The organism is Nostoc sp. C052 (assembly GCF_013393905.1).
GTDB lineage: Bacteria > Cyanobacteriota > Cyanobacteriia > Cyanobacteriales > Nostocaceae > Nostoc.
The window spans coordinates 6869130-6886657 of the sequence record NZ_CP040272.1 but is presented as its reverse complement, the minus strand read 5'-3'; the positions used below and the strand labels follow the sequence as shown (position 1 = coordinate 6886657).

Here is a 17528-nt window from a genome sequence, read left to right as displayed (position 1 = left end):
CAGAAATTAGTTAGCGGCAGAAGTCGCTAACTCCGCCAGCCGTTCTTGCTGGTCTAGAGATATACAAGATTGGATCAGCGTCTCTAAATCACCATCCAAAACTGGGGTAAGAGAATAATTCTGACCTAAGCGATGGTCGGTAGCGCGGTTATCTTTATAATTATAGGTGCGAATTTTTTCCGATCGCGATCCAGTACCAACCTGCGATCGCCGCATGGAAGTGACAGCTGCTTGTTGTTCGCTTAACTTGATGTCATACAACTTCGCCCGCAGAATTTGCATCGCCCGTTCTTTGTTTTGCAACTGGCTGCGTTCTTCTGTACAGAAAATGCGTATTCCCGTCGGTTTGTGCATCAAGTCAACGGCTGTTTCCACCTTGTTGACGTTTTGTCCACCAGCACCACCAGAACGGGCTGTAGTCATTTCAATATCTTTCGGGTCAATGTGAATTTCCACATCATCCACCTCTGGCATAATCGCTACCGTAGCTGTGGAAGTATGAACCCGTCCCCCAGATTCAGTTGCCGGCACGCGCTGCACACGATGCACTCCAGCTTCAAACTTTAACTGGCTGTAAACATCATTACCTTTAATTTCGAGAATGACTTCTTTCCAGCCACCCATTTCTCCGCGAGATTCGCTCACTAGAGAAACTTTCCAACCTTGAGTTTGGGCATAGCGGGTGTACATCTGCATCAAATCACCAGCCCAAATACTTGCCTCATCGCCACCAGTACCGGCGCGAATTTCCAACATGATATTCTTTTCATCATTGGGGTCGCGTGGTAACAGTAAGACTTTCAAGCGAGACTCTAAATGTTCTATTTTTTCTTCAAGTTCTTTTACTTCCAGTGATGCCATTTCTTGCAACTCTGGGTCACTCGCAGATTCTTTGTAAACCTGACGCGCTCCGATCAAGTCTTCTTGGGCTGTTTTCCAAATTTCATAAGTATTAACGACCTCTTCCAAAGAAGAACGAGACTTAGCAATTTCTTGATACTCATCAGGATTGCTAGCGGTATCGGGGTCGCCAAGACGACGTGTTAATTCATTAAAAGTTTGTTCAACGGATTTTAGTTTGTCCAGTAAGTATGATTCAGCCATGACGAGTGCGATCGCTCCTTAAAAAAATAACAAATTGGCTCGAGCATATAAATGAAAATCGACCCAGCTGATGCAGGGCCGTCGTTAACAGCAGAGCCAACTCGCTACTTTTTGGTTTGTTCGTCGCCAGATGTTTGAGTGCTGCTCATACCGTACTTACGGAGGAAGCGCTCTACTCGACCCTCAGTGTCAATAATCTTCTGAGTGCCGGTGTAAAATGGATGATTCCCAGACCAAACATCTACGTGCAATTCTGGCTTAGTAGAGCCAATGGTCATAACAACTTGACCGTTGCAGTAAACTTTAGCATCTGGATACCACTTGGGGTGAATATCAGCTTTAGCCATTGTTCTTTTTGTGATGAATCTATATAAATTATAACTTTCAGCGTTCAATTGCAGCTAGGAGAAGGGAGAAGGGAACAGGTTACAGGTAACAGAAAACTATCACCTGTCCCCTGTAACCTATCACCTTCTTCACCAATGCCCAATTCCCTAACGCTTAGAGTACTGAGGCGCTTTCCGAGCTTTATGTAAACCATATTTCTTCCGCTCTTTTGCTCTCGGATCGCGAGTCAAGTAACCTTCGGTTTTCAAAGGTGGGCGGTTGTCTGGGTCGAGTTGGCACAAAGCACGAGCAACTCCCAAACGAACAGAATCAGCCTGTCCGGTCAAGCCGCCGCCTTCTGCTTTTACCAAAATGTCATATTCGTTTTCTAATCCCAGAGTTTCCAGGGGTGCTTTAATCACTCCCAGGTAGTTGGGGTTGAATTGGAAATACAAGGTTCCATCTTTACCGTTCACAATCAGTTGACCTGTGCCTGGAACCAAGCGTACCCGTGCTACCGCATTCTTACGGCGGCCAGTACCCCAGTATACGGCGCGACCGCTATTAGCATCTGCTACTACCATTAATTTTCTTCTCCAGGAATTGTACTAACTTTTAATTCTTTAGGTTTTTGAGCATCATGGGGATGAGTAGGCCCAGCATAAACTTTCAGCTTGGTGAACAACTGCTTACCCAGGCTATTTTTCGGTAACATACCTTTAACAGCTTGTTCTAAAATTCGCTCTGGTATGCGGTCTTGTAGTTTAGCGAAAGTTTCGGTTTTCATCCCACCAGGGCGACCAGAATGGCGGCGGTAAAGCTTTTGAGTACGCTTTTTACCTGTGACTGCCACTTTCTCGACATTGATGACGATTACGAAGTCACCTGTATCTAAGTGGGGTGTATATTCAGGTTTCTTTTTGCCTCTCAATACCTGGGCGATTTCGCTGGCGAGACGACCAAGGCGTTTATCGGTGGCATCTACTATGTACCACTCACGCTCAAGGGTTGCTTGAGAAGGAAGGTATGTTTTAACTGTTGTCATTTGTCATTTGTCCTTTGTCATTTTTAATTTGTCATTAGTCATTTGTCTTTTGTCATTTGTTATTTGTCCTTTGTCCTTTGTCCTTAGTTATTCACTAATGACCATTGTACAGACGCGATTAATCGCGTCTCTACTGACCAATGACTAATGACCAATGACTAATGACTCTTGACTAGTGACGAACTTTGGCAAGGTGTCGTACCAAATCTCTTTCGGAAAGGGAAAATCGGGATAGCCGACTCGCAACAAGCACAAGCCTTGGGGCGGTGCGGCGTGTTTCACTTCTTCCCGGCGTTGTTCTTTCCAGAGTTCGGTGAAGCTAGAAAGTGTTCGTTGTCCAGAACCTACTTGTACCAGCATCCCTACCAACAGCCGTACCATGCCATACAAAAATCCATCTGCCTGTATTTCAATATGGATAAATGGCCCACTGCGACGACACTCTGCTGCTTGCACCTCTACCCAGGAATGCGATCGCTTTGAGCCTGCACGGTGAAAAGCAGCTAAGTGATGCTTTCCCAAGAGAGGTTTCAAGGCAGCTTGGATTAAAGATTCATCCAGGGGTGCATAATAATAATGCCAACTGAAGGGTCTTACAAACAAGTTAAGCCGATCTTCAGTATATATTGTGTAGCGATACCGTCGATAGGCTGCACTAAAGCGAGCGTGCCAACGGTTATCGACACTAGCTGAAGCCCTGATTAATATATCTGGCGGCAGGTAGCTGTTGAGGATTGTTGCCCACTTGTGAGGTGGAATGAAACCTGTTGCTTCAAAATGGGCTACTTGAGCAGCAGCGTGAACTCCAGAATCGGTTCGCCCAGCACCGTGTAATGTTACATGATGCCCAAGAATAGTAGCGATCGCAATTTCAATCTCTTCTTGGACTGTCCGGTGTTGTTTTTGCCGTTGCCAGCCATGAAAATGAGTGCCCAGGTATTGGATTACCAAGGCTACTCGATGAGTTTGTGTAGGCTGGTGGCTTTCTAACATACAGATTTTGTCCTTTGTCATTTGTCAGTTGTCCTTTGTCATTTGTGAATAACCAATGACTAATGACTAATGACCAATGACCAATGACTTAAACCAATTCAATTATTGCCATTTTTGCATTATCACCCCGACGCGGTACGGTACGCAGGATGCGGGTATAACCGCCCTGGCGATCGCCATATCGAGTAGGAGCTTGCTCAAATAGAGCGTGAACCAGTTGTTTGTCGAAGATATAGCCAAGGGCTTCCCGACGTGCTGACAAGGAGCCATTTTTGGCTAGGGTAATCATTTTTTCCACTTCACTTCTGAGAACTTTCGCTCTAATCAAAGTGGTGGTGATCTTACCATGACGGATCAGCTCGGTGGCGAGCGATCGCAGTAAAGCACGGCGTTGATCGGCAGGTTTACTGAGTTTTTTGACGCGACAACGGTGACGCATAATTATGCACTATGAATTATGAAGGTTTTTCTTAAGGGTGTTTCGAGCCTCTTTCCATTGGCAGGGTGATGCCCAAGCGTCGCTGCAAAGCTTCCACGACTTCTTCTGCTGACTTCTGCCCAAAGTTCTTAATTTCTAAGAGGTCTTCTTGGGTATAATCCAACAAATCTGCCACAGAGTTAACTTGTGCCCGTTTGAGACAGTTATATGCCCGCACAGAAAGTTGCAACTCTTCGATGGGTATCTGGGCAGTTGGATCGTCTGGAATATCCGAACCTGTGTCTGTTGGTTCTAGGGAGATATCTTTCAACGGGTTGAATAAATCTACCAAGATCGCAGCAGCAGAAGATAGTGCTTCTTGAGGAGAAATACTGCCATTTGTCCAAACTTCCAACAGTAGTCGGTCTTTTGGAATCAAGCCTTCCCCACGAGATTCTTCAACACTGTAGTTGACTTTTCGCACCGGCATAAATATCGAGTCGATTTGGAGAAAATCCAACGATGTGGCTTCCTCACGTCCTCGCTCTACAGTGCGATAGCCTTTGCCCTTCTCGATCCGAAATTCCATTTCCAGCTTTCCACCCTCAGCGATGGTAGCTACATACTGAGTCTGATCGATGACTTCTACTTCACTGGGTAAATCAAAATGTGCCGCAGTGATTGTTGCTGGGCCGCTAACGAGTAATCTACCAATCTGGGGCTGCGAAGAATAGTTTTTTAGGATAACTTCCTTCATTCTCATGAGGATTTCCAGCACATCTTCCCGCACGCCCGGAACTGTGGCGAACTCATGTGAAACGCCCGCAATCCGCACTGCTGTAACTGCTGTACCTTCTAAATTAGACAGTAAAACCCGCCGCAGTGCGTTGCCAACAGTTGTTCCTTGACCGCGTTCTAGAGGTTCCAAAACAAATTTACTGTAATGGTTCCGACTTTCTTCGGTATTCGACTCTACACATTCAATTTGAAACTGCGCCACGGATGAGCCTCCCTTCTTCTAAGGTGCTGCTAGCAGACAAATCAATTGCCTCCAGAATTGATTGCCAATTTTCGATTTTGGACTTTGGATTTTGGATTGTGCTTCTTTCGTTCATGCTCCGTCTCTAATTGACGGAACAAATCTTAAATCATCAACTTAAAATCCACGAGGCCCAGCACCCTTATAGTCGGGTTCAATCTAAAATCGCAAATCTAAAATCCAAAATTGATTAATAATATTTTGAGTAGCCCAAAGCTTAACAGCTTTCCCGGTGGGAAAATCTGACACGCTTCTGGTCGCCCAAGCTTTGACTCAATGACAATTTGCACGTTAGACGCTCAAGTTGTCATTGCTGGCTGTCACTTTTCGCCCTCGCTGCCAAGTCTTAGTATTTAAACTCGACGGCGCTTGGGTGGACGACAACCATTGTGAGGAATCGGGGTAATATCCCGAATCAATGTAATTTCTAGTCCTGCTCCTTGAAGTGCCCGGATAGCGGTTTCTCTACCTGCTCCTGGCCCACTGACCATTACCTCAATTTGGCGCATTCCTTGATCGATAGCTCGGCGGGCTGCACTTTCAGCTGCGGTTTGTGCTGCAAAGGGAGTTCCCTTTTTTGCTCCCTTAAAACCGCTAGAACCAGCGCTAGCCCAGGAGATGACATCTCCGTTTTGATCGGTAATGGTGACAATGCTATTGTTGAAAGTAGACTGGATGTAAGCCATTCCGCTGGGTACATTCCGTTTCTGCTTCTTGCTCCCGGTTTTTTTAGTTGGTTGTCTCGCCATACTTGTTTAGTTGATTTAAGGTAAAACTTGCTCGGATTAGCAAGCGTTGCAAAATTATTTCCCTGGAGCCTTCTTCTTCCCTGCCACTGTCTGCCTTCTGCCTCGACGGGTTCTGGCATTGGTGCGAGTTCTTTGGCCTCTGACTGGTAAGCCCATACGATGACGACGACCTCTGTAGGTACCAATGTCAACTAAGCGCTTGATGTTCAAAGACTCCAAGCGCCGCAAGTCGCCTTCAACTTGATAGTTGGTTTCTATTTCCCCTCTTAGGGCTGTCACATCGGCATCACTTAAGTCCTTAACGCGGATGTCTGGGTTCACACCAGTTGCCGCTATAATTTCTTGAGCGCGTGATAACCCAATTCCGTAGATGTAAGTCAGACCGATCTCGACGCGCTTATCGCGTGGAAGGTCTACTCCGGCAATACGTGCCACAATGAACTCTCCCTATTGTTCTCGCAATTACTGTTGGTTGGAAAAACGTGATTAATCGCGTCTTTTCGTTTTAATGATGATATGCGTGCTACAACTCACTCTGTTGGTAAGAGTGTTATCCTTGACGTTGTTTGTGCTTGGGGTTCACGCAAATCACCATGACGCGACCACGACGTTTGATCACGTTACATTTTTCACAAATTTTCTTGACTGAGGCTCTAACTTTCATGCCTTTTATTTTTTGACTCCAAATATAAAATTATAGCATTTCTAGGGAAATTAATCCAGTTAAATGACTAGTAAACAGTCAAAAAAATGGTTTTATGGTAAAATTCTCTACATATAGTTACTTCTTGCGTAATCGATAGGTAATTCTGCCTTTGGTCAAGTCGTAGGGGGTTAACTCCACCTTGACGCGATCGCCGGGCAAAATCTTGATATAATTTCGGCGAATCTTGCCGGAAATGTGTGCTAGCACGTTAAAGCCATTGTCCAAGTCAACGCGAAACATCGCATTGGGCAAGGACTCTGTAACCGTGCCTTCCATTTCAATCAAATCTTGCTTAGACAATTTGTTTTTTCCTCAACTCAACAATTTCGTGTTCAGTTGCAGCCTTCATCTGCAAAGAAACACATTTTAAGAAATATATCAACACTTTATTAATATATCTTAGCTAAAATTGATCTTTTTTTTGCTATAGGGAATAGTGAGTGATAAGTGGTGAATTCCCTACTTCCCACTCCCTACTCCCTACTCCCCTTTCAAGAAGCGATTACCTTTTGTAGTTCCACAGTGACATCTTCTTGGGACTGATTGCCATTGACTGTTAGGAGTTTTTTGCGATCGCCATAATAATCAATTAAAGGTGCAGTTTCAGCGCGATACACTTCTAAACGACGACGAATTACCTCTTCGGTATCATCTTTTCGTCCTCTAGCAAGCAAACGTTCGATGACAATTTCATCTGGTGCATCTAAATTGACTACCCTTTCGCCACCTTGATGTATTGCTTCCAGTAACTTCTCCAGAAAAGCTGCTTGGGTCACTTTTCGGGGAAATCCATCTAGAATCCAACCATTTTTGGCATCTGGTTGACTGAGGCGCTCCTGTACCAAGTCCTCTACTAGCTGGTCGGGTACTAACTCGCCGCTATCAACATAACTTTGAGCTTTGATTCCTAAAGGAGTCTGCTCTTTCATGGCTTGTCTTAATATTTCACCCGTAGAAATATGGGGAATATTCAAGTGTTCAGCCAAGGTTTGAGCTTGTGTTCCTTTACCCGCTCCAGGTGGCCCCAAGAAGATTAATCGCGTCACTATTATTTCACCATTCCTTCATAGCGCTGAGAGATGACATAAGTTTGGACTTGTTTGGCTGTCTCAATTGCCACACCCACTAAAATTAACAACGAGGTAGCACCTATTCCCCGGAAAGTTTTCACATTCAAAGCGCTTTCTACGGCAGTGGGGATAATAGCAACGAAGCCCAAAAAGATCGCACCCAAAAAAGTTAGTCGGTTGGAAACGCGTTCGATATACTCACTAGTTGCCTTACCGGGACGAATCCCAGGAATACTAGAACCCATTTTCTTCAAGTTCTGCGCCACATCTACCGGGTTGAGAATCAACGAAGAATAGAAGTAGCTGAAGAAAACAATGGAAATCATATAGACCAAGGCATAGACCCAGGAGCTAGAACCGCTTGGACTCAAATAAGTGTTAACTATATTCGCCAAATCGGCATTTTTAGTAAAATTGGCGATTAGCAATGGCAAACTGAGGATGGCAGCAGCAAAAATAATTGGCATTACGCCGCCTTGATTTAGCCGTAGTGGCAGATAACTACGCTGCTCTGCCAAAACTCTTCTACCTACTTGACGACGAGCCGAAATAATTGGGATGCGGCGCATTCCTTCCTGCACAATCACAATCCCAACAATTGTTGCGAGGAAAACTAAGACCAGTACAATTACCCGACCCACTGCTTCCCGACCGCCGACTTGTACCAAGTCGATGGTATCACCCAAAGCTTTTGGTAATGATGCAACAATATTGACAAAAATCAACAATGATGCGCCGTTGCCAATACCCCGTTCTGTAATTAATTCTGATGCCCACATGACGAACATCGAACCAGCAGTCAGAGCGATCGCAGTTTCAGCGACAAATATAGGCCCTGGCTTTAAGGCGAATTGCTGAAGGAATAATGCCGAAAAAGCTGTACTTTGAAGGATTGCCCAACCTACAGTTACATAGCGGGTAATTTGCGATATTTTTCGGCGGCCGGCTTCCCCTTCGTTTTTCTGTAAATTTTCTAAAGTTGGAATCGCCGCAGTGAGTAATTGGATGATAATAGACGCATTAATGAAGGGCAAAATTCCTAAAGCAAAGACTCCCAAAGTCGAAAGTCCTCGCCCGGAAAATATATCCAATAAGCCGAATATGGAATTACTGCCCGATATGGCTTCGGCAAACCTTGGTCTATCAATCCCTGGGACGGGTAAGAAAATACCCAGGCGAACCAAAATTAAAATACCGACGGTGACAAGCAGCCTACCTCTGAGGCCAGCTGCCTGCGCCATCTGCATAAAAGTTTCTTGAGCCGTTGGGGCTTTATCTCGACTGATCATAGAGTGCTACCTTTATAGTGAACCAAGCACTGGCAGCGAGTTGGCTTGCATTTAAGTGCGCTGTTCCGGCTCACTCATAAGACTTCACAACTACCACCAGCTGCCTCAATTTTGCTACGAGCTGAAACTGTAAAAGCTGCCGCTTGTACCTTGAGCGGAATGCTCAATTCCCCGTTACCTAAAACTTTCAATGGCCCTTTGACAGCAGTCAGGATACCTGCGGCTTTCAAAGAGGTCAAAGTTACTTCTGTATTCGCGGGAAGGGAGGCTAGCTTCTCTACATTAATCGTAGTGTAAATCTTCTGATTAACAATCGGAAAGCCCTTCAGCTTGGGTAAGCGGCGGTACAATGGCTGTTGACCACCTTCAAAACCTGGTCGAGTCCCGCTACCAGAACGAGATTTTTGACCCCGCATACCTAAACCAGCACTAGCGCCTTGACCGGCAGAAATACCTCTAGCTACACGCTTCTTGCGTTTCTTGGAGCCTTTTTGCGGCTTAACATCATGGAGTCTCATAATTTATCAAGTTCTCATTTGTCGTTTGTCATTTGTCATTTGCCATTTGTCCTTTGTTATTCACTAATGACCAATGACTAATGACTAAATTAGATGTAGAGATTTTGAATAGGAATACCGCGATCTTCGGCGACTTCAGAAAGGGTACGCAGTGTAGATAAGGCATTAACTGCGGCTCTAGCGTTATTGAGCGGATTGTTGGAGCCTAGTTGCTTGGCTAAAATGTTACGAACTCCTGCTAATTCCAACACAGTTCGCACAGCACCACCCGCAATTACCCCAGTACCAGGTGCGGCTGGACGCATAATCACTTTTGCCCCGCCACCGACGCCATCAATGGGATGGGGGATGGAGTTGGATTTGGTGATTGGGACATCAATGAGGTGTTTTTTGCCATCAGCTACACCTTTTTTGACGGCGCCAATTACATCTGAGGCTTTGCCTACTCCTACTCCAACTTGACCGCGTTCGTTACCAACGACAACGATCGCTCGGAAGCTGAGTTTTTTACCACCTTTGACCACTTTACTTACGCGGCGGATTTGGATAACCCGTTCTTGCCAAGTGGTTTCTTCTTTTTTGGCACGCTTTGTTCTACTTTTACGCTCTGTTGCCATAATTTATGCTCTGGTGAACGTCATTTGTCAGTTGTCATTTGTCATTTGTCTTTTGTCATTTGTCCAATAACTAATGACTAATGACCAATGACTTTAGAAATCTAAACCAGCTTCGCGGGCTGCATCAGCTAGTGCTTTGACACGACCATGATATAAGTTACCACCGCGATCAAAGACTACTTTGGTGATGCCTTTTTCTAGCGATCGCACTGCGATCAACTTCCCAACTTGTACCGATGCATCGCGGTTTGCACATGACGCTAAACTAGATTTCAACTCTGGTTCTACAGTCGATGCTGCCACGATGGTTTGATGCTGAGTATCATCAATTAGCTGGGCATAAATATGCTCATTAGAACGAAATACCGCTAAACGCGGACGCTCTGGGGAGCCAATAACTTTGCCGCGAACGCGCCGATGACGACGATTTTTTGATTCTCTACGAGTAAGTTTCATTTCTACTTCTTACCACCCTTACCAGTCTTACCAGCTTTCCGTCTGACCACTTCACCGGCATAGCGAATGCCTTTACCTTTGTAGGGTTCTGGTGGACGAACGGCACGAATTTTGGCGGCTGTGTTACCGACGATTTCTTTGTCATAGCCGCTGACAATGACGTTAGTGGGGCCTTCTACGGCAAACTGAATTCCTTCTGGTGGTTCAATTTGCACCTGATGACTGTAACCCATATTTAAAACTAGGTTACGTCCTTGAAGTTGTGCCCTGTAACCAACACCTTGAATTTCCAAACGGCGCTGAAAACCTTGGGAAACTCCCTCGACCATGTTGGCAACTAAAGTGCGGCTCAAGCCGTGCAGTTGCTTTGAGGTGCGAGTTTCATCCCGACGATTGACCTGTAATATTTCTCCCTCTTGGGAGACTGAGACATTAGGTGTGAGAGTACGAGAAAGTTCTCCTTTCGGGCCTTTCACCACAATCTTTGTACCATCGATCGCCACTTGAACTTTGGCGGGAATAGTAATTGGACGTTTACCAATACGAGACATGACTTTTTGTCCTTTGTTATTTGTCCTTTGTCCTTTGTCCTTTGTTATTTGTCCTTCGTCCTTTGTATTTCACCAATAACAAATGACTAATGACCAATGACTAATGACTAATGACTAATGACCAATGACTACCAAACGTAACAAAGTACTTCGCCACCCAAGTTCTGACGCCGCGCTTCGCGGTCAGTCATAATGCCACTGGATGTAGAAATAATGGCAATGCCAATGCCGCCTAGTACTCTTGGTAATTCTTTTCGATTTGAATAAACACGCAAGCCAGGCTTACTCACCCGCTTTAAGGCGGTGATCAAAGGCTGACGGTTTTTACCCTTGTATTTCAGGGAAATCACCAGATTGCGTTTTACCCCTTCTTCTGCTTCTTCGATTTCAGCAATAAAGCCTTCCTCCCGTAGCACTTTGGCAATGCTCCGGGTTAATTTTGTCGCTGGCACTTGTGTAGTTTGATGCCGCGCCAGGTTGGCATTGCGGATGCGCGTCAGCATATCTGCAATTGTGTCGTTAGCCGCCATCGTTCCCTCTATAGATGAACTTATTGATCGCGAAAGGGCATTCCTAATTCTTTAAGTAAGGCGCGTCCTTCTTCGTCGTTTTTTGCTGTGGTGATGATGGAAATATCCATCCCACGTACTTGATCGATGCTGTCGTATTCGACTTCTGGAAAAATTAGCTGTTCTCTCACACCCAAAGTGTAGTTACCGCGTCCGTCAAAGCTTTTAGGGCTAACGCCGCGAAAATCTCGAATTCTGGGTAATGACAGGCTAACTAGTCTGTCGAAAAAGGCATACATCCGTTCGGCTCTGAGTGTCACCATGATCCCCACAGGCATCCCTTGACGAATCTTAAAGCCAGCGATCGCCTTTTTCGCCCGTGTCACCACTGGTTTTTGACCTGTTACCAAGGCAATTTCGTTAATGGATGCCTCTAGAGACTTCGCATTTTGAGCTGCTTCACCCAAACCCCGGTTAATCGTAACCTTTACCAACTTCGGTACTTGATGAACGTTGGTATATTGAAACTGATTAATCAGTTTGGGGACGATTGTCTCTTGATATAAGGTTTTGAGTCTTGTTGTCGCCATAGTTTTTTTTGTCCTGATATCCCTGGGCTTGGTCAGGGAAACTTTAATTTTGGATTTTAGATTTTGGATTTTGGATTAAATTTAAAATCTAAAATTTCAAGTTGGCTAAATTCTTATTTATCGAGAATTTCGCCAGTTTTCTTGAGTTTTCTGACCTTTTTGCCTTCTGAGGTAAAGGTGTAACCAACACGACTAGCAACGTTTTGCTTGGTGGAATAAAGCATGACGTTGGAGCTATGAATCGGGAATTCTTGGGTAATAATTCGCCCCGATTCCCCTTCTTGCTGAGGTTTGACGTGCTTGGTTTTAATGTTGACACCTTTGACGATGACTTTACTCAGTTGGGGAAGTGCCTGAGTAATTTCGCCAATTTTTCCTTTGTCTTTGCCAGCAATCACTTGTACAGTGTCGCCAGTTTTGACGTGCATTTTATGGAATACTTTGGGCGTACCTTGTTTGGTTGCCATTAAAGCACCTCCGGAGCCAGAGAAACAATTTTAGTAAAGTTTTTATCGCGCAGTTCCCGTGCAACTGGGCCAAAAACCCGTGTGCCTCTGGGATTACCGTCTTTGTTGATAATTACAGCGGCGTTATCATCAAAGCGAATACTCATGCCACTGTCACGACTTACAGCTTTACGAGTCCGAACAATTACTGCTTCCACAACATCAGACTTTTTGACAGCCATGTTGGGTGTAGCATCTTTGACAACGGCGATAATTTTATCACCGATAAAACCATAACGGCGATTGCCTCCGCCTAAGATGCGGATACACATTAGTTTGCGGGCGCCGCTATTATCTGCGACATTCAGGTAAGTCTGGGGTTGAATCACAATTATTCTCCCTTGTAATGTTGTTAATTTCTAACAACGATGAGGTTTAAGTAGGCTTGACGTTCAGGACTTCTGTGATTTTCCAGCGCTTGGTTTTGCTCAGGGGTCTAGTTTCCTGAATGCGAACGCGATCGCCTACTTTACACTGATTTTCTTCGTCGTGAACTTTATATCGTTGGGTGTTAACCACAATCTTGCCGTACTTGGGGTGAGGAGCGCGGTTTTCTATGGCGACTACCACAGTTTTTTGCATTTTATCGCTCACTACCAAGCCAACTCGTTCTTTAACTGCCATAATCTCCTACTTTTTTTCTTTAGCCGATTGACTTGCTGCCCGTTTGCGTTCTGTTTCTAGCGTCAGCAGTTGGGCTAGGCGGTGGCGCAATTGTCGGAACTGGTGGGGCTTTTCTAATTGTCTGGTAGCTTTTTGCAAGCGCAACTGAAATAGTTGTCTTTTGATTGCGACAATTTCATCAGAGAGCTTCTCGTCACTTAATTCTCTAGCTTCTGAAATCTTGGGAAGAGGCATAAGTTACTCCTGCTCCTGTGGTTGAGAGCGCACAATAAACTTAGTTTTGATGGGCAGTTTAAATGAAGCCAAGCGCATCGCTTCACGCGCAATTTCTTCAGTAACTCCACCAATTTCAAACAAAATCCGCCCTGGCTTGACTACAGCTACCCAAAACTCTGGATTACCTTTACCGGAACCCATCCGGGTTTCAGCAGGACGCATGGTTACAGGTTTATCAGGGAAAATCCGAATCCAGATTTGTCCACCCCGACGAATATAACGAGTCATTGCCCGACGGGAAGCCTCGATTTGACGCGAGGTAATCCAAGCAGGTTCTTGAGCTTGGAGTGCAAAATCACCGAAGTTGAGGGTACTACCACGGGTGGCTAGTCCTTCCATCCGTCCCCGCTGTTGTTTGCGGAATTTAGTTCTTCTAGGGCTTAACATGGTTTGTCATTTGTCATTTGTCATTTGTCATTTGTCATTTGCCATCTGCCATTTACTAATGACTAATGACTAATGACGATTTATCCTTCATTTGAGCGGTCTTCAAATTGCTGGCGACGACGTTGTTGTTGACGACGACGGGGTTCTCGATCGCGATCGCGGGGGTCACGTTCGCGATCGCGGCTTGCTGGTGGTAGTGGGTCTGGTTCCTGTCCAGGAATAATTTCTCCCTTAAACACCCATACTTTGATACCCAAAATGCCGTAAACAGTTTTTGCCGTGCAATAAGAGTAGTCAATGTCAGCCCGTAAGGTATGTAAAGGTACTCTACCTTCACGAGTCCACTCTGTCCGGGCAATTTCTGCACCGTTGAGGCGACCGCTGACTTGGATTTTAATACCTTGGACGCCAGCGCGTTGGGCACGTTGAATTGACTGTCTCACTACCCGCCGAAAGGAAACCCGACGTTCCAATTGTTGAGCAATGTATTCGGCAATCAGGTAAGCATCAGCATCAACTCGTTGAACTTCAACTACGTTAATGCGAATTTGGCGATTACCACCCAACACTCCTTGGAGTCCAGTACGTAAGGATTCGATACCTTGTCCACCACGACCCACGACTACGCCCGGTCTAGCTGTGCGTACTTCTAAGTCGATTTGGTCGGCTTTGCGCTCAATCCGTACCTCAGAAATTCCGGCGTTGTTTTGAGCCTGTCTACCCAGCTTTTGATCTATGTATTGACGGAGTTTGTAATCTTCTTGGAGAAGTTCTGGATAGCGATCAGGAACAGCAAACCAACGGGATTGATGTTCATGTGTAATACCCAGGCGAAAACCAACTGGATGAATCTTCTGTCCCACGAATGCTTCCTCTAAAATTTCTTACTTTACGCAATTTATTCGTGTAAACGTGCTTATTTTTCTGGGGCGGCTGCAACAGCCACAGTAATATGACACGTCGGCTTGCGAATTTGGTAAGCTCGACCTTGCGCTCTTGGCTGGAACCGCTTCAACGGCGGCCCTTGATCGGCATAAGCCTGAGTAATCACTAGTTGAGTCCGATCTAACCCAGCGTTGTGTTCGGCATTAGCAGCAGCGCTTCTGAGAACCTTTAATATGGGTTCAGTGGCGCGATAGGGCATGAATTCCAGGATGATTAACGCTTCTCGGTAAGATCGCCCCCGGATTTGATCGAGTACCCGACGCACTTTGTAAGCCGAGATGCGGATAAAACGAGCGATCGCTTTTACTTCAGTAGTATTAGTAGCCATAATTTTCTCCAATTTTGTCTTTCGTCCTTTATCCTTTGTCCTTTGTCAAAAGCTAATAACTAATGACTAATGACAAATGACCAATGACTAATAACTACCTACCCGCTTTTTTGTCGCTTTTTCCATGACCTCTGTAGGTGCGTGTGGGGGCAAATTCACCCAACTTATGTCCTACCATCTGTTCATTTACAAAAACTGGAACGTGTTGGCGTCCATTGTGAACAGCTATGGTATGACCTACCATCAGAGGCAAAATTGTCGAAGCTCGTGACCAAGTTTTAATAACTTCTTTTCTGTTGTTGTCGTTGAGCTTTTCAATTTTCTTTAAGAGATGATCCGCAACGAAGGGACCTTTTTTTAGAGAACGACCCATAGTTCAATTTTGGCTTTAGGATTTAGGAATTAGGATTTAGAATTTCGGATTTTGGATAATTAGGTATCTGAACCAAGTTTCACAAATTTTTATGTTCACAAGCAGATCCAATCTAAAATCCAAAATCTAAAATCTAAAATTCTATGATTCACGACCACCGCGACCGCGTTTAGAAGACTTACGACGACGACGTACAATCAACTTGCTGCTAAGTTTCTTGCGATTGCGTGTCTTCGCACCCAATGTGGGTTTACCCCAAGGTGTAACAGGCCCCGATCTACCGATAGGCGCTCTACCTTCACCACCTCCATGTGGGTGATCCACTGGGTTCATGACGCTACCTCTAACCTTAGGACGGCGACCTTTCCAGCGATTTCGTCCGGCTTTACCTGCACTCAGGTTTCTCGCATCGGTGTTGCCTACTTGCCCAATAGTGGCGTAGCACTCGCGTCGAATTAAGCGAACTTCTCCTGAAGGCAACTTGAGAGTCACGTAATTACCTTCTTTGGCCACGACTTGGGCGCTAGCACCAGCAGCACGTACAATTTGACCACCTTTACCAGGAGTGAATTCTACGTTGTGAACACTAGTACCTAAGGGAATCTTCCAGAGCGGTAAGGCATTACCATCTTCAAAGGGAGAATCAGGCCCGGAAACAATTATTGTTCCAACTTTCAATCCGTTGGGGTGAAGGATGTACCGTTTTTCGCCATCTTGGTAATACAAAAGGGCAATTCTGGCATTCCGGTTAGGATCGTATTCAATCGCTGCGACTTTGGCAGGAATATTATGTTTATCCCTTTTAAAATCGATGATCCGATAAAGCTGTTTGTGTCCGCCACCCCGGCGACGACTAGTAATCCGTCCGTGATTATTCCGACCTTTGGCACGATGCTTCGAGGTTGTTAAGGATTTTTCTGGCTCGGTTCTGGTAATTTCCGCAAAGTCAGAGATTGTGACTTGGCGAGTACTGGGGGTATAAGGGCGATAAGAACGAGTACCCATAATCTATTTTGGATTTTGGATTTACTTAAATTTTGGATTTTTAATTTTGGATTTTGGATTTAATGAGTGTTTAACTAATTGCGACCATCTTTGATACTTATTCAGTAAACTCCTCAATCTAAAATCTAAAATCTAAAATTCCTAGACTTCTGGGAATAGAACTTGTCTAATCTTGTCTTCATCCCCAGGTGCGACAGTGATGATCGCTCGTTTATATTGGGGTTTATAACCAATAAATTTACCAACGCGCCGCTTTTTACGTGGTGGTAAGATGGTGTTGACTTTTACAACCTTGACTTGAAATAAGTCTTCGATCGCAGCCTTAATTTCTGGCTTTGATGCCTTGGGAATTACTTCAAAGGTGTACTTGTTTTGTTCCATCAAGATGGTCGCTTTCTCGGTGACGATTGGGCGACGTACTAAGTCGGCAAGGTCACGGGGGTCAAAGCTAGGCACTGTAGACCTCCTGAATTTTTTCTAGGGCTGATGCCGTAACTACAATTTTGTCAGCGTGCAGTAAATCAAAAACATTTAGCTGGTCGGCTGCAATTAGCTTTAAATTTTCAATGTTGCGGGCTGACAGATAAACGTTATCTGTATCCGCAATCTCAGACAAAATTAACAGTGCCTTGCTTTCTGGTACTACTCCCCAACGCGCAAGCGCTGCCACTAATTCTTTAGTCTTGGGGCGAGATAGCTCAGTGCTAAATTCTTCTACTACGATCAAGTCGTCAATACGACCGACAAATGCTGTCCGCAGTGCCAAACGTCGCTCTTTGCGGTTCAATTTGAGGTTGAAGTCTCTGGGTTTTGGTCCAAAGATCACACCACCACCACGCCACAATGGTGAACGAATAGACCCGGCACGAGCCCGACCAGTACCTTTTTGTCGCCAAGGTTTACGACCACCGCCTCTGACTTCAGCACGAGTTTTTGTACTGGCATTTCCTTGACGAGCATTAGTCAATTGCCGTACTAAGGCACGATGCACAATATGAGACGCTGTTTCTTCTTTGGCAACGCGCAACTCGAAGGTCGTCTCACCGACCTGTTCTCCTTGCCAATTTTTAACTACGCTTTCAACCATTTTTCTTATCTGTCCT

General features: G+C 45.2%; 31 protein-coding genes. All 31 read right to left on the bottom strand.

The genetic code is table 11. The features are described from left to right. Nucleotides 1–6 precede the first annotated feature (6 nt). A complete protein-coding gene (gene prfA, locus FD723_RS28455; RefSeq protein WP_163927947.1) occupies nucleotides 7–1104 on the bottom strand; it encodes a peptide chain release factor 1 in 1098 nt (365 codons plus the stop codon). 104 nt (nucleotides 1105–1208) lie between these two features. Next, nucleotides 1209–1451 carry a 50S ribosomal protein L31 gene (rpmE, locus tag FD723_RS28450; RefSeq protein WP_012410697.1) on the bottom strand — a complete coding sequence of 81 codons (243 nt, stop codon included), beginning with the start codon at nucleotides 1449–1451 and terminating at the stop codon, nucleotides 1209–1211. Between the two features lie 147 nt (nucleotides 1452–1598). Then, a complete protein-coding gene (rpsI, locus tag FD723_RS28445) occupies nucleotides 1599–2015 on the bottom strand; it encodes a 30S ribosomal protein S9 (RefSeq protein WP_104906415.1) in 417 nt (138 codons plus the stop codon). Continuing rightward, the gene (gene rplM, locus FD723_RS28440; protein ID WP_179068341.1) at nucleotides 2015–2476 is read right to left on the bottom strand and encodes a 50S ribosomal protein L13; all 462 of its coding nucleotides are present in this window, start codon (nucleotides 2474–2476) and stop codon (nucleotides 2015–2017) included. Before rplM ends, rpsI begins: the two co-directional genes overlap by 1 nt. A 144-nt stretch (nucleotides 2477–2620) precedes the next feature. Continuing rightward, the gene (gene truA, locus FD723_RS28435; protein ID WP_179069312.1) at nucleotides 2621–3469 is read right to left on the bottom strand and encodes a tRNA pseudouridine(38-40) synthase TruA; all 849 of its coding nucleotides are present in this window, start codon (nucleotides 3467–3469) and stop codon (nucleotides 2621–2623) included. Nucleotides 3470–3557: 88 nt separating this feature from the next. Beyond that, complete coding sequence (gene rplQ / locus FD723_RS28430; protein ID WP_094349105.1) at nucleotides 3558–3908, bottom strand: 50S ribosomal protein L17; 351 nt, start codon at nucleotides 3906–3908, stop codon at nucleotides 3558–3560. A gap of 31 nt (nucleotides 3909–3939) precedes the next feature. Then, a complete protein-coding gene (locus tag FD723_RS28425) occupies nucleotides 3940–4887 on the bottom strand; it encodes a DNA-directed RNA polymerase subunit alpha (protein ID WP_094349104.1) in 948 nt (315 codons plus the stop codon). Continuing rightward, entirely contained in the window at nucleotides 4868–5002 is a 135-nt protein-coding gene (locus FD723_RS43150; RefSeq protein WP_256874956.1) for a hypothetical protein, read from the bottom strand. The genes FD723_RS28425 and FD723_RS43150 overlap by 20 nt, the downstream gene beginning before the upstream one ends. Before the next feature lie 277 nt (nucleotides 5003–5279). Continuing rightward, complete coding sequence (gene rpsK, locus FD723_RS28420; protein ID WP_069070761.1) at nucleotides 5280–5675, bottom strand: 30S ribosomal protein S11; 396 nt, start codon at nucleotides 5673–5675, stop codon at nucleotides 5280–5282. Between the two features lie 54 nt (nucleotides 5676–5729). Further along, entirely contained in the window at nucleotides 5730–6110 is a 381-nt protein-coding gene (gene rpsM, locus FD723_RS28415) for a 30S ribosomal protein S13 (protein WP_179068340.1), read from the bottom strand. 115 nt (nucleotides 6111–6225) lie between these two features. Beyond that, nucleotides 6226–6339 carry a 50S ribosomal protein L36 gene (gene rpmJ / locus FD723_RS28410; protein WP_015129703.1) on the bottom strand — a complete coding sequence of 38 codons (114 nt, stop codon included), beginning with the start codon at nucleotides 6337–6339 and terminating at the stop codon, nucleotides 6226–6228. A gap of 117 nt (nucleotides 6340–6456) precedes the next feature. Then, nucleotides 6457–6681 (bottom strand): translation initiation factor IF-1, encoded by a 225-nt coding sequence (infA, locus tag FD723_RS28405; protein WP_006276978.1) that lies wholly within the window; start codon nucleotides 6679–6681, stop codon nucleotides 6457–6459. A gap of 191 nt (nucleotides 6682–6872) precedes the next feature. Further along, the gene (locus FD723_RS28400; protein WP_179068339.1) at nucleotides 6873–7427 is read right to left on the bottom strand and encodes an adenylate kinase; all 555 of its coding nucleotides are present in this window, start codon (nucleotides 7425–7427) and stop codon (nucleotides 6873–6875) included. Nucleotides 7428–7429: 2 nt separating this feature from the next. Then, entirely contained in the window at nucleotides 7430–8740 is a 1311-nt protein-coding gene (secY, locus tag FD723_RS28395; protein WP_179068338.1) for a preprotein translocase subunit SecY, read from the bottom strand. Nucleotides 8741–8814: 74 nt separating this feature from the next. Beyond that, a complete protein-coding gene (gene rplO, locus FD723_RS28390) occupies nucleotides 8815–9258 on the bottom strand; it encodes a 50S ribosomal protein L15 (RefSeq protein WP_069070765.1) in 444 nt (147 codons plus the stop codon). Nucleotides 9259–9347: 89 nt separating this feature from the next. Then, nucleotides 9348–9875, bottom strand: coding sequence for a 30S ribosomal protein S5 (rpsE, locus tag FD723_RS28385; RefSeq protein ID WP_179068337.1), 528 nt, complete (start codon nucleotides 9873–9875; stop codon nucleotides 9348–9350). A gap of 93 nt (nucleotides 9876–9968) precedes the next feature. Then, complete coding sequence (gene rplR / locus FD723_RS28380; RefSeq protein WP_094349098.1) at nucleotides 9969–10331, bottom strand: 50S ribosomal protein L18; 363 nt, start codon at nucleotides 10329–10331, stop codon at nucleotides 9969–9971. A gap of 2 nt (nucleotides 10332–10333) precedes the next feature. Next, nucleotides 10334–10882, bottom strand: coding sequence for a 50S ribosomal protein L6 (gene rplF, locus FD723_RS28375; RefSeq protein ID WP_179068336.1), 549 nt, complete (start codon nucleotides 10880–10882; stop codon nucleotides 10334–10336). Nucleotides 10883–11010: 128 nt separating this feature from the next. Beyond that, nucleotides 11011–11412: a 30S ribosomal protein S8 gene (gene rpsH, locus FD723_RS28370; RefSeq protein WP_094349096.1), complete on the bottom strand. Its 402-nt coding sequence runs from the start codon at nucleotides 11410–11412 to the stop codon at nucleotides 11011–11013. A gap of 20 nt (nucleotides 11413–11432) precedes the next feature. After that, complete coding sequence (gene rplE / locus FD723_RS28365; RefSeq protein ID WP_100901246.1) at nucleotides 11433–11981, bottom strand: 50S ribosomal protein L5; 549 nt, start codon at nucleotides 11979–11981, stop codon at nucleotides 11433–11435. Nucleotides 11982–12094: 113 nt separating this feature from the next. Continuing rightward, nucleotides 12095–12448, bottom strand: coding sequence for a 50S ribosomal protein L24 (gene rplX, locus FD723_RS28360; RefSeq protein ID WP_179068335.1), 354 nt, complete (start codon nucleotides 12446–12448; stop codon nucleotides 12095–12097). Continuing rightward, entirely contained in the window at nucleotides 12448–12816 is a 369-nt protein-coding gene (gene rplN, locus FD723_RS28355) for a 50S ribosomal protein L14 (protein ID WP_069070772.1), read from the bottom strand. The genes rplX and rplN overlap by 1 nt, the downstream gene beginning before the upstream one ends. A 46-nt stretch (nucleotides 12817–12862) precedes the next feature. Then, nucleotides 12863–13111 carry a 30S ribosomal protein S17 gene (rpsQ, locus tag FD723_RS28350; RefSeq protein ID WP_094349093.1) on the bottom strand — a complete coding sequence of 83 codons (249 nt, stop codon included), beginning with the start codon at nucleotides 13109–13111 and terminating at the stop codon, nucleotides 12863–12865. Between the two features lie 6 nt (nucleotides 13112–13117). After that, the gene (gene rpmC / locus FD723_RS28345) at nucleotides 13118–13345 is read right to left on the bottom strand and encodes a 50S ribosomal protein L29 (RefSeq protein ID WP_179068334.1); all 228 of its coding nucleotides are present in this window, start codon (nucleotides 13343–13345) and stop codon (nucleotides 13118–13120) included. Nucleotides 13346–13348: 3 nt separating this feature from the next. Then, nucleotides 13349–13774 (bottom strand): 50S ribosomal protein L16, encoded by a 426-nt coding sequence (rplP, locus tag FD723_RS28340; RefSeq protein ID WP_179068333.1) that lies wholly within the window; start codon nucleotides 13772–13774, stop codon nucleotides 13349–13351. 80 nt (nucleotides 13775–13854) lie between these two features. Further along, the gene (gene rpsC, locus FD723_RS28335) at nucleotides 13855–14637 is read right to left on the bottom strand and encodes a 30S ribosomal protein S3 (RefSeq protein WP_179068332.1); all 783 of its coding nucleotides are present in this window, start codon (nucleotides 14635–14637) and stop codon (nucleotides 13855–13857) included. A 53-nt stretch (nucleotides 14638–14690) separates the two neighbouring features. After that, the gene (rplV, locus tag FD723_RS28330; RefSeq protein ID WP_069070777.1) at nucleotides 14691–15047 is read right to left on the bottom strand and encodes a 50S ribosomal protein L22; all 357 of its coding nucleotides are present in this window, start codon (nucleotides 15045–15047) and stop codon (nucleotides 14691–14693) included. Nucleotides 15048–15141: 94 nt separating this feature from the next. Then, entirely contained in the window at nucleotides 15142–15420 is a 279-nt protein-coding gene (gene rpsS / locus FD723_RS28325) for a 30S ribosomal protein S19 (RefSeq protein WP_012410721.1), read from the bottom strand. A gap of 141 nt (nucleotides 15421–15561) precedes the next feature. Next, nucleotides 15562–16425, bottom strand: a complete 864-nt coding sequence (gene rplB, locus FD723_RS28320) for a 50S ribosomal protein L2 (RefSeq protein WP_094349090.1) — start codon at nucleotides 16423–16425, stop codon at nucleotides 15562–15564. Nucleotides 16426–16566: 141 nt separating this feature from the next. Then, entirely contained in the window at nucleotides 16567–16881 is a 315-nt protein-coding gene (locus FD723_RS28315) for a 50S ribosomal protein L23 (RefSeq protein ID WP_179068331.1), read from the bottom strand. Further along, nucleotides 16874–17512, bottom strand: coding sequence for a 50S ribosomal protein L4 (gene rplD / locus FD723_RS28310; RefSeq protein WP_179068330.1), 639 nt, complete (start codon nucleotides 17510–17512; stop codon nucleotides 16874–16876). Before rplD ends, FD723_RS28315 begins: the two co-directional genes overlap by 8 nt. Nucleotides 17513–17528 lie beyond the last annotated feature (16 nt).

Bases quoted from the DNA above. Each gene is read 5' to 3' on its own strand.
- rpmJ (WP_015129703.1), bottom strand. From the start codon at position 6,339: ATGAAAGTTAGAGCCTCAGTCAAGAAAATTTGTGAAAAATGTAACGTG.
- secY (WP_179068338.1), bottom strand. From the start codon at position 8,740: ATGATCAGTCGAGATAAAGCCCCAACGGCTCAAGAAACTTTTATGCAG.
- rplF (WP_179068336.1), bottom strand. From the start codon at position 10,882: ATGTCTCGTATTGGTAAACGTCCAATTACTATTCCCGCCAAAGTTCAA.
- rplV (WP_069070777.1), bottom strand. From the start codon at position 15,047: ATGGCTACTAATACTACTGAAGTAAAAGCGATCGCTCGTTTTATCCGC.
- truA (WP_179069312.1), bottom strand. From the start codon at position 3,469: ATGTTAGAAAGCCACCAGCCTACACAAACTCATCGAGTAGCCTTGGTA.
- rpsH (WP_094349096.1), bottom strand. From the start codon at position 11,412: ATGGCGGCTAACGACACAATTGCAGATATGCTGACGCGCATCCGCAAT.
- prfA (WP_163927947.1), bottom strand. From the start codon at position 1,104: ATGGCTGAATCATACTTACTGGACAAACTAAAATCCGTTGAACAAACT.
- rplO (WP_069070765.1), bottom strand. From the start codon at position 9,258: ATGAGACTCCATGATGTTAAGCCGCAAAAAGGCTCCAAGAAACGCAAG.
- rplD (WP_179068330.1), bottom strand. From the start codon at position 17,512: ATGGTTGAAAGCGTAGTTAAAAATTGGCAAGGAGAACAGGTCGGTGAG.
- rpsK (WP_069070761.1), bottom strand. From the start codon at position 5,675: ATGGCGAGACAACCAACTAAAAAAACCGGGAGCAAGAAGCAGAAACGG.
- rplP (WP_179068333.1), bottom strand. From the start codon at position 13,774: ATGTTAAGCCCTAGAAGAACTAAATTCCGCAAACAACAGCGGGGACGG.
- rplE (WP_100901246.1), bottom strand. From the start codon at position 11,981: ATGGCGACAACAAGACTCAAAACCTTATATCAAGAGACAATCGTCCCC.
- rpsQ (WP_094349093.1), bottom strand. From the start codon at position 13,111: ATGGCAGTTAAAGAACGAGTTGGCTTGGTAGTGAGCGATAAAATGCAA.
- rpmC (WP_179068334.1), bottom strand. From the start codon at position 13,345: ATGCCTCTTCCCAAGATTTCAGAAGCTAGAGAATTAAGTGACGAGAAG.
- rpmE (WP_012410697.1), bottom strand. From the start codon at position 1,451: ATGGCTAAAGCTGATATTCACCCCAAGTGGTATCCAGATGCTAAAGTT.
- rplQ (WP_094349105.1), bottom strand. From the start codon at position 3,908: ATGCGTCACCGTTGTCGCGTCAAAAAACTCAGTAAACCTGCCGATCAA.
- rplX (WP_179068335.1), bottom strand. From the start codon at position 12,448: ATGGCAACCAAACAAGGTACGCCCAAAGTATTCCATAAAATGCACGTC.
- FD723_RS43150 (WP_256874956.1), bottom strand. From the start codon at position 5,002: ATGAACGAAAGAAGCACAATCCAAAATCCAAAGTCCAAAATCGAAAAT.
- rpsS (WP_012410721.1), bottom strand. From the start codon at position 15,420: ATGGGTCGTTCTCTAAAAAAAGGTCCCTTCGTTGCGGATCATCTCTTA.
- rplB (WP_094349090.1), bottom strand. From the start codon at position 16,425: ATGGGTACTCGTTCTTATCGCCCTTATACCCCCAGTACTCGCCAAGTC.
- rpsI (WP_104906415.1), bottom strand. From the start codon at position 2,015: ATGGTAGTAGCAGATGCTAATAGCGGTCGCGCCGTATACTGGGGTACT.
- rplR (WP_094349098.1), bottom strand. From the start codon at position 10,331: ATGAAACTTACTCGTAGAGAATCAAAAAATCGTCGTCATCGGCGCGTT.
- rplM (WP_179068341.1), bottom strand. From the start codon at position 2,476: ATGACAACAGTTAAAACATACCTTCCTTCTCAAGCAACCCTTGAGCGT.
- rpsE (WP_179068337.1), bottom strand. From the start codon at position 9,875: ATGGCAACAGAGCGTAAAAGTAGAACAAAGCGTGCCAAAAAAGAAGAA.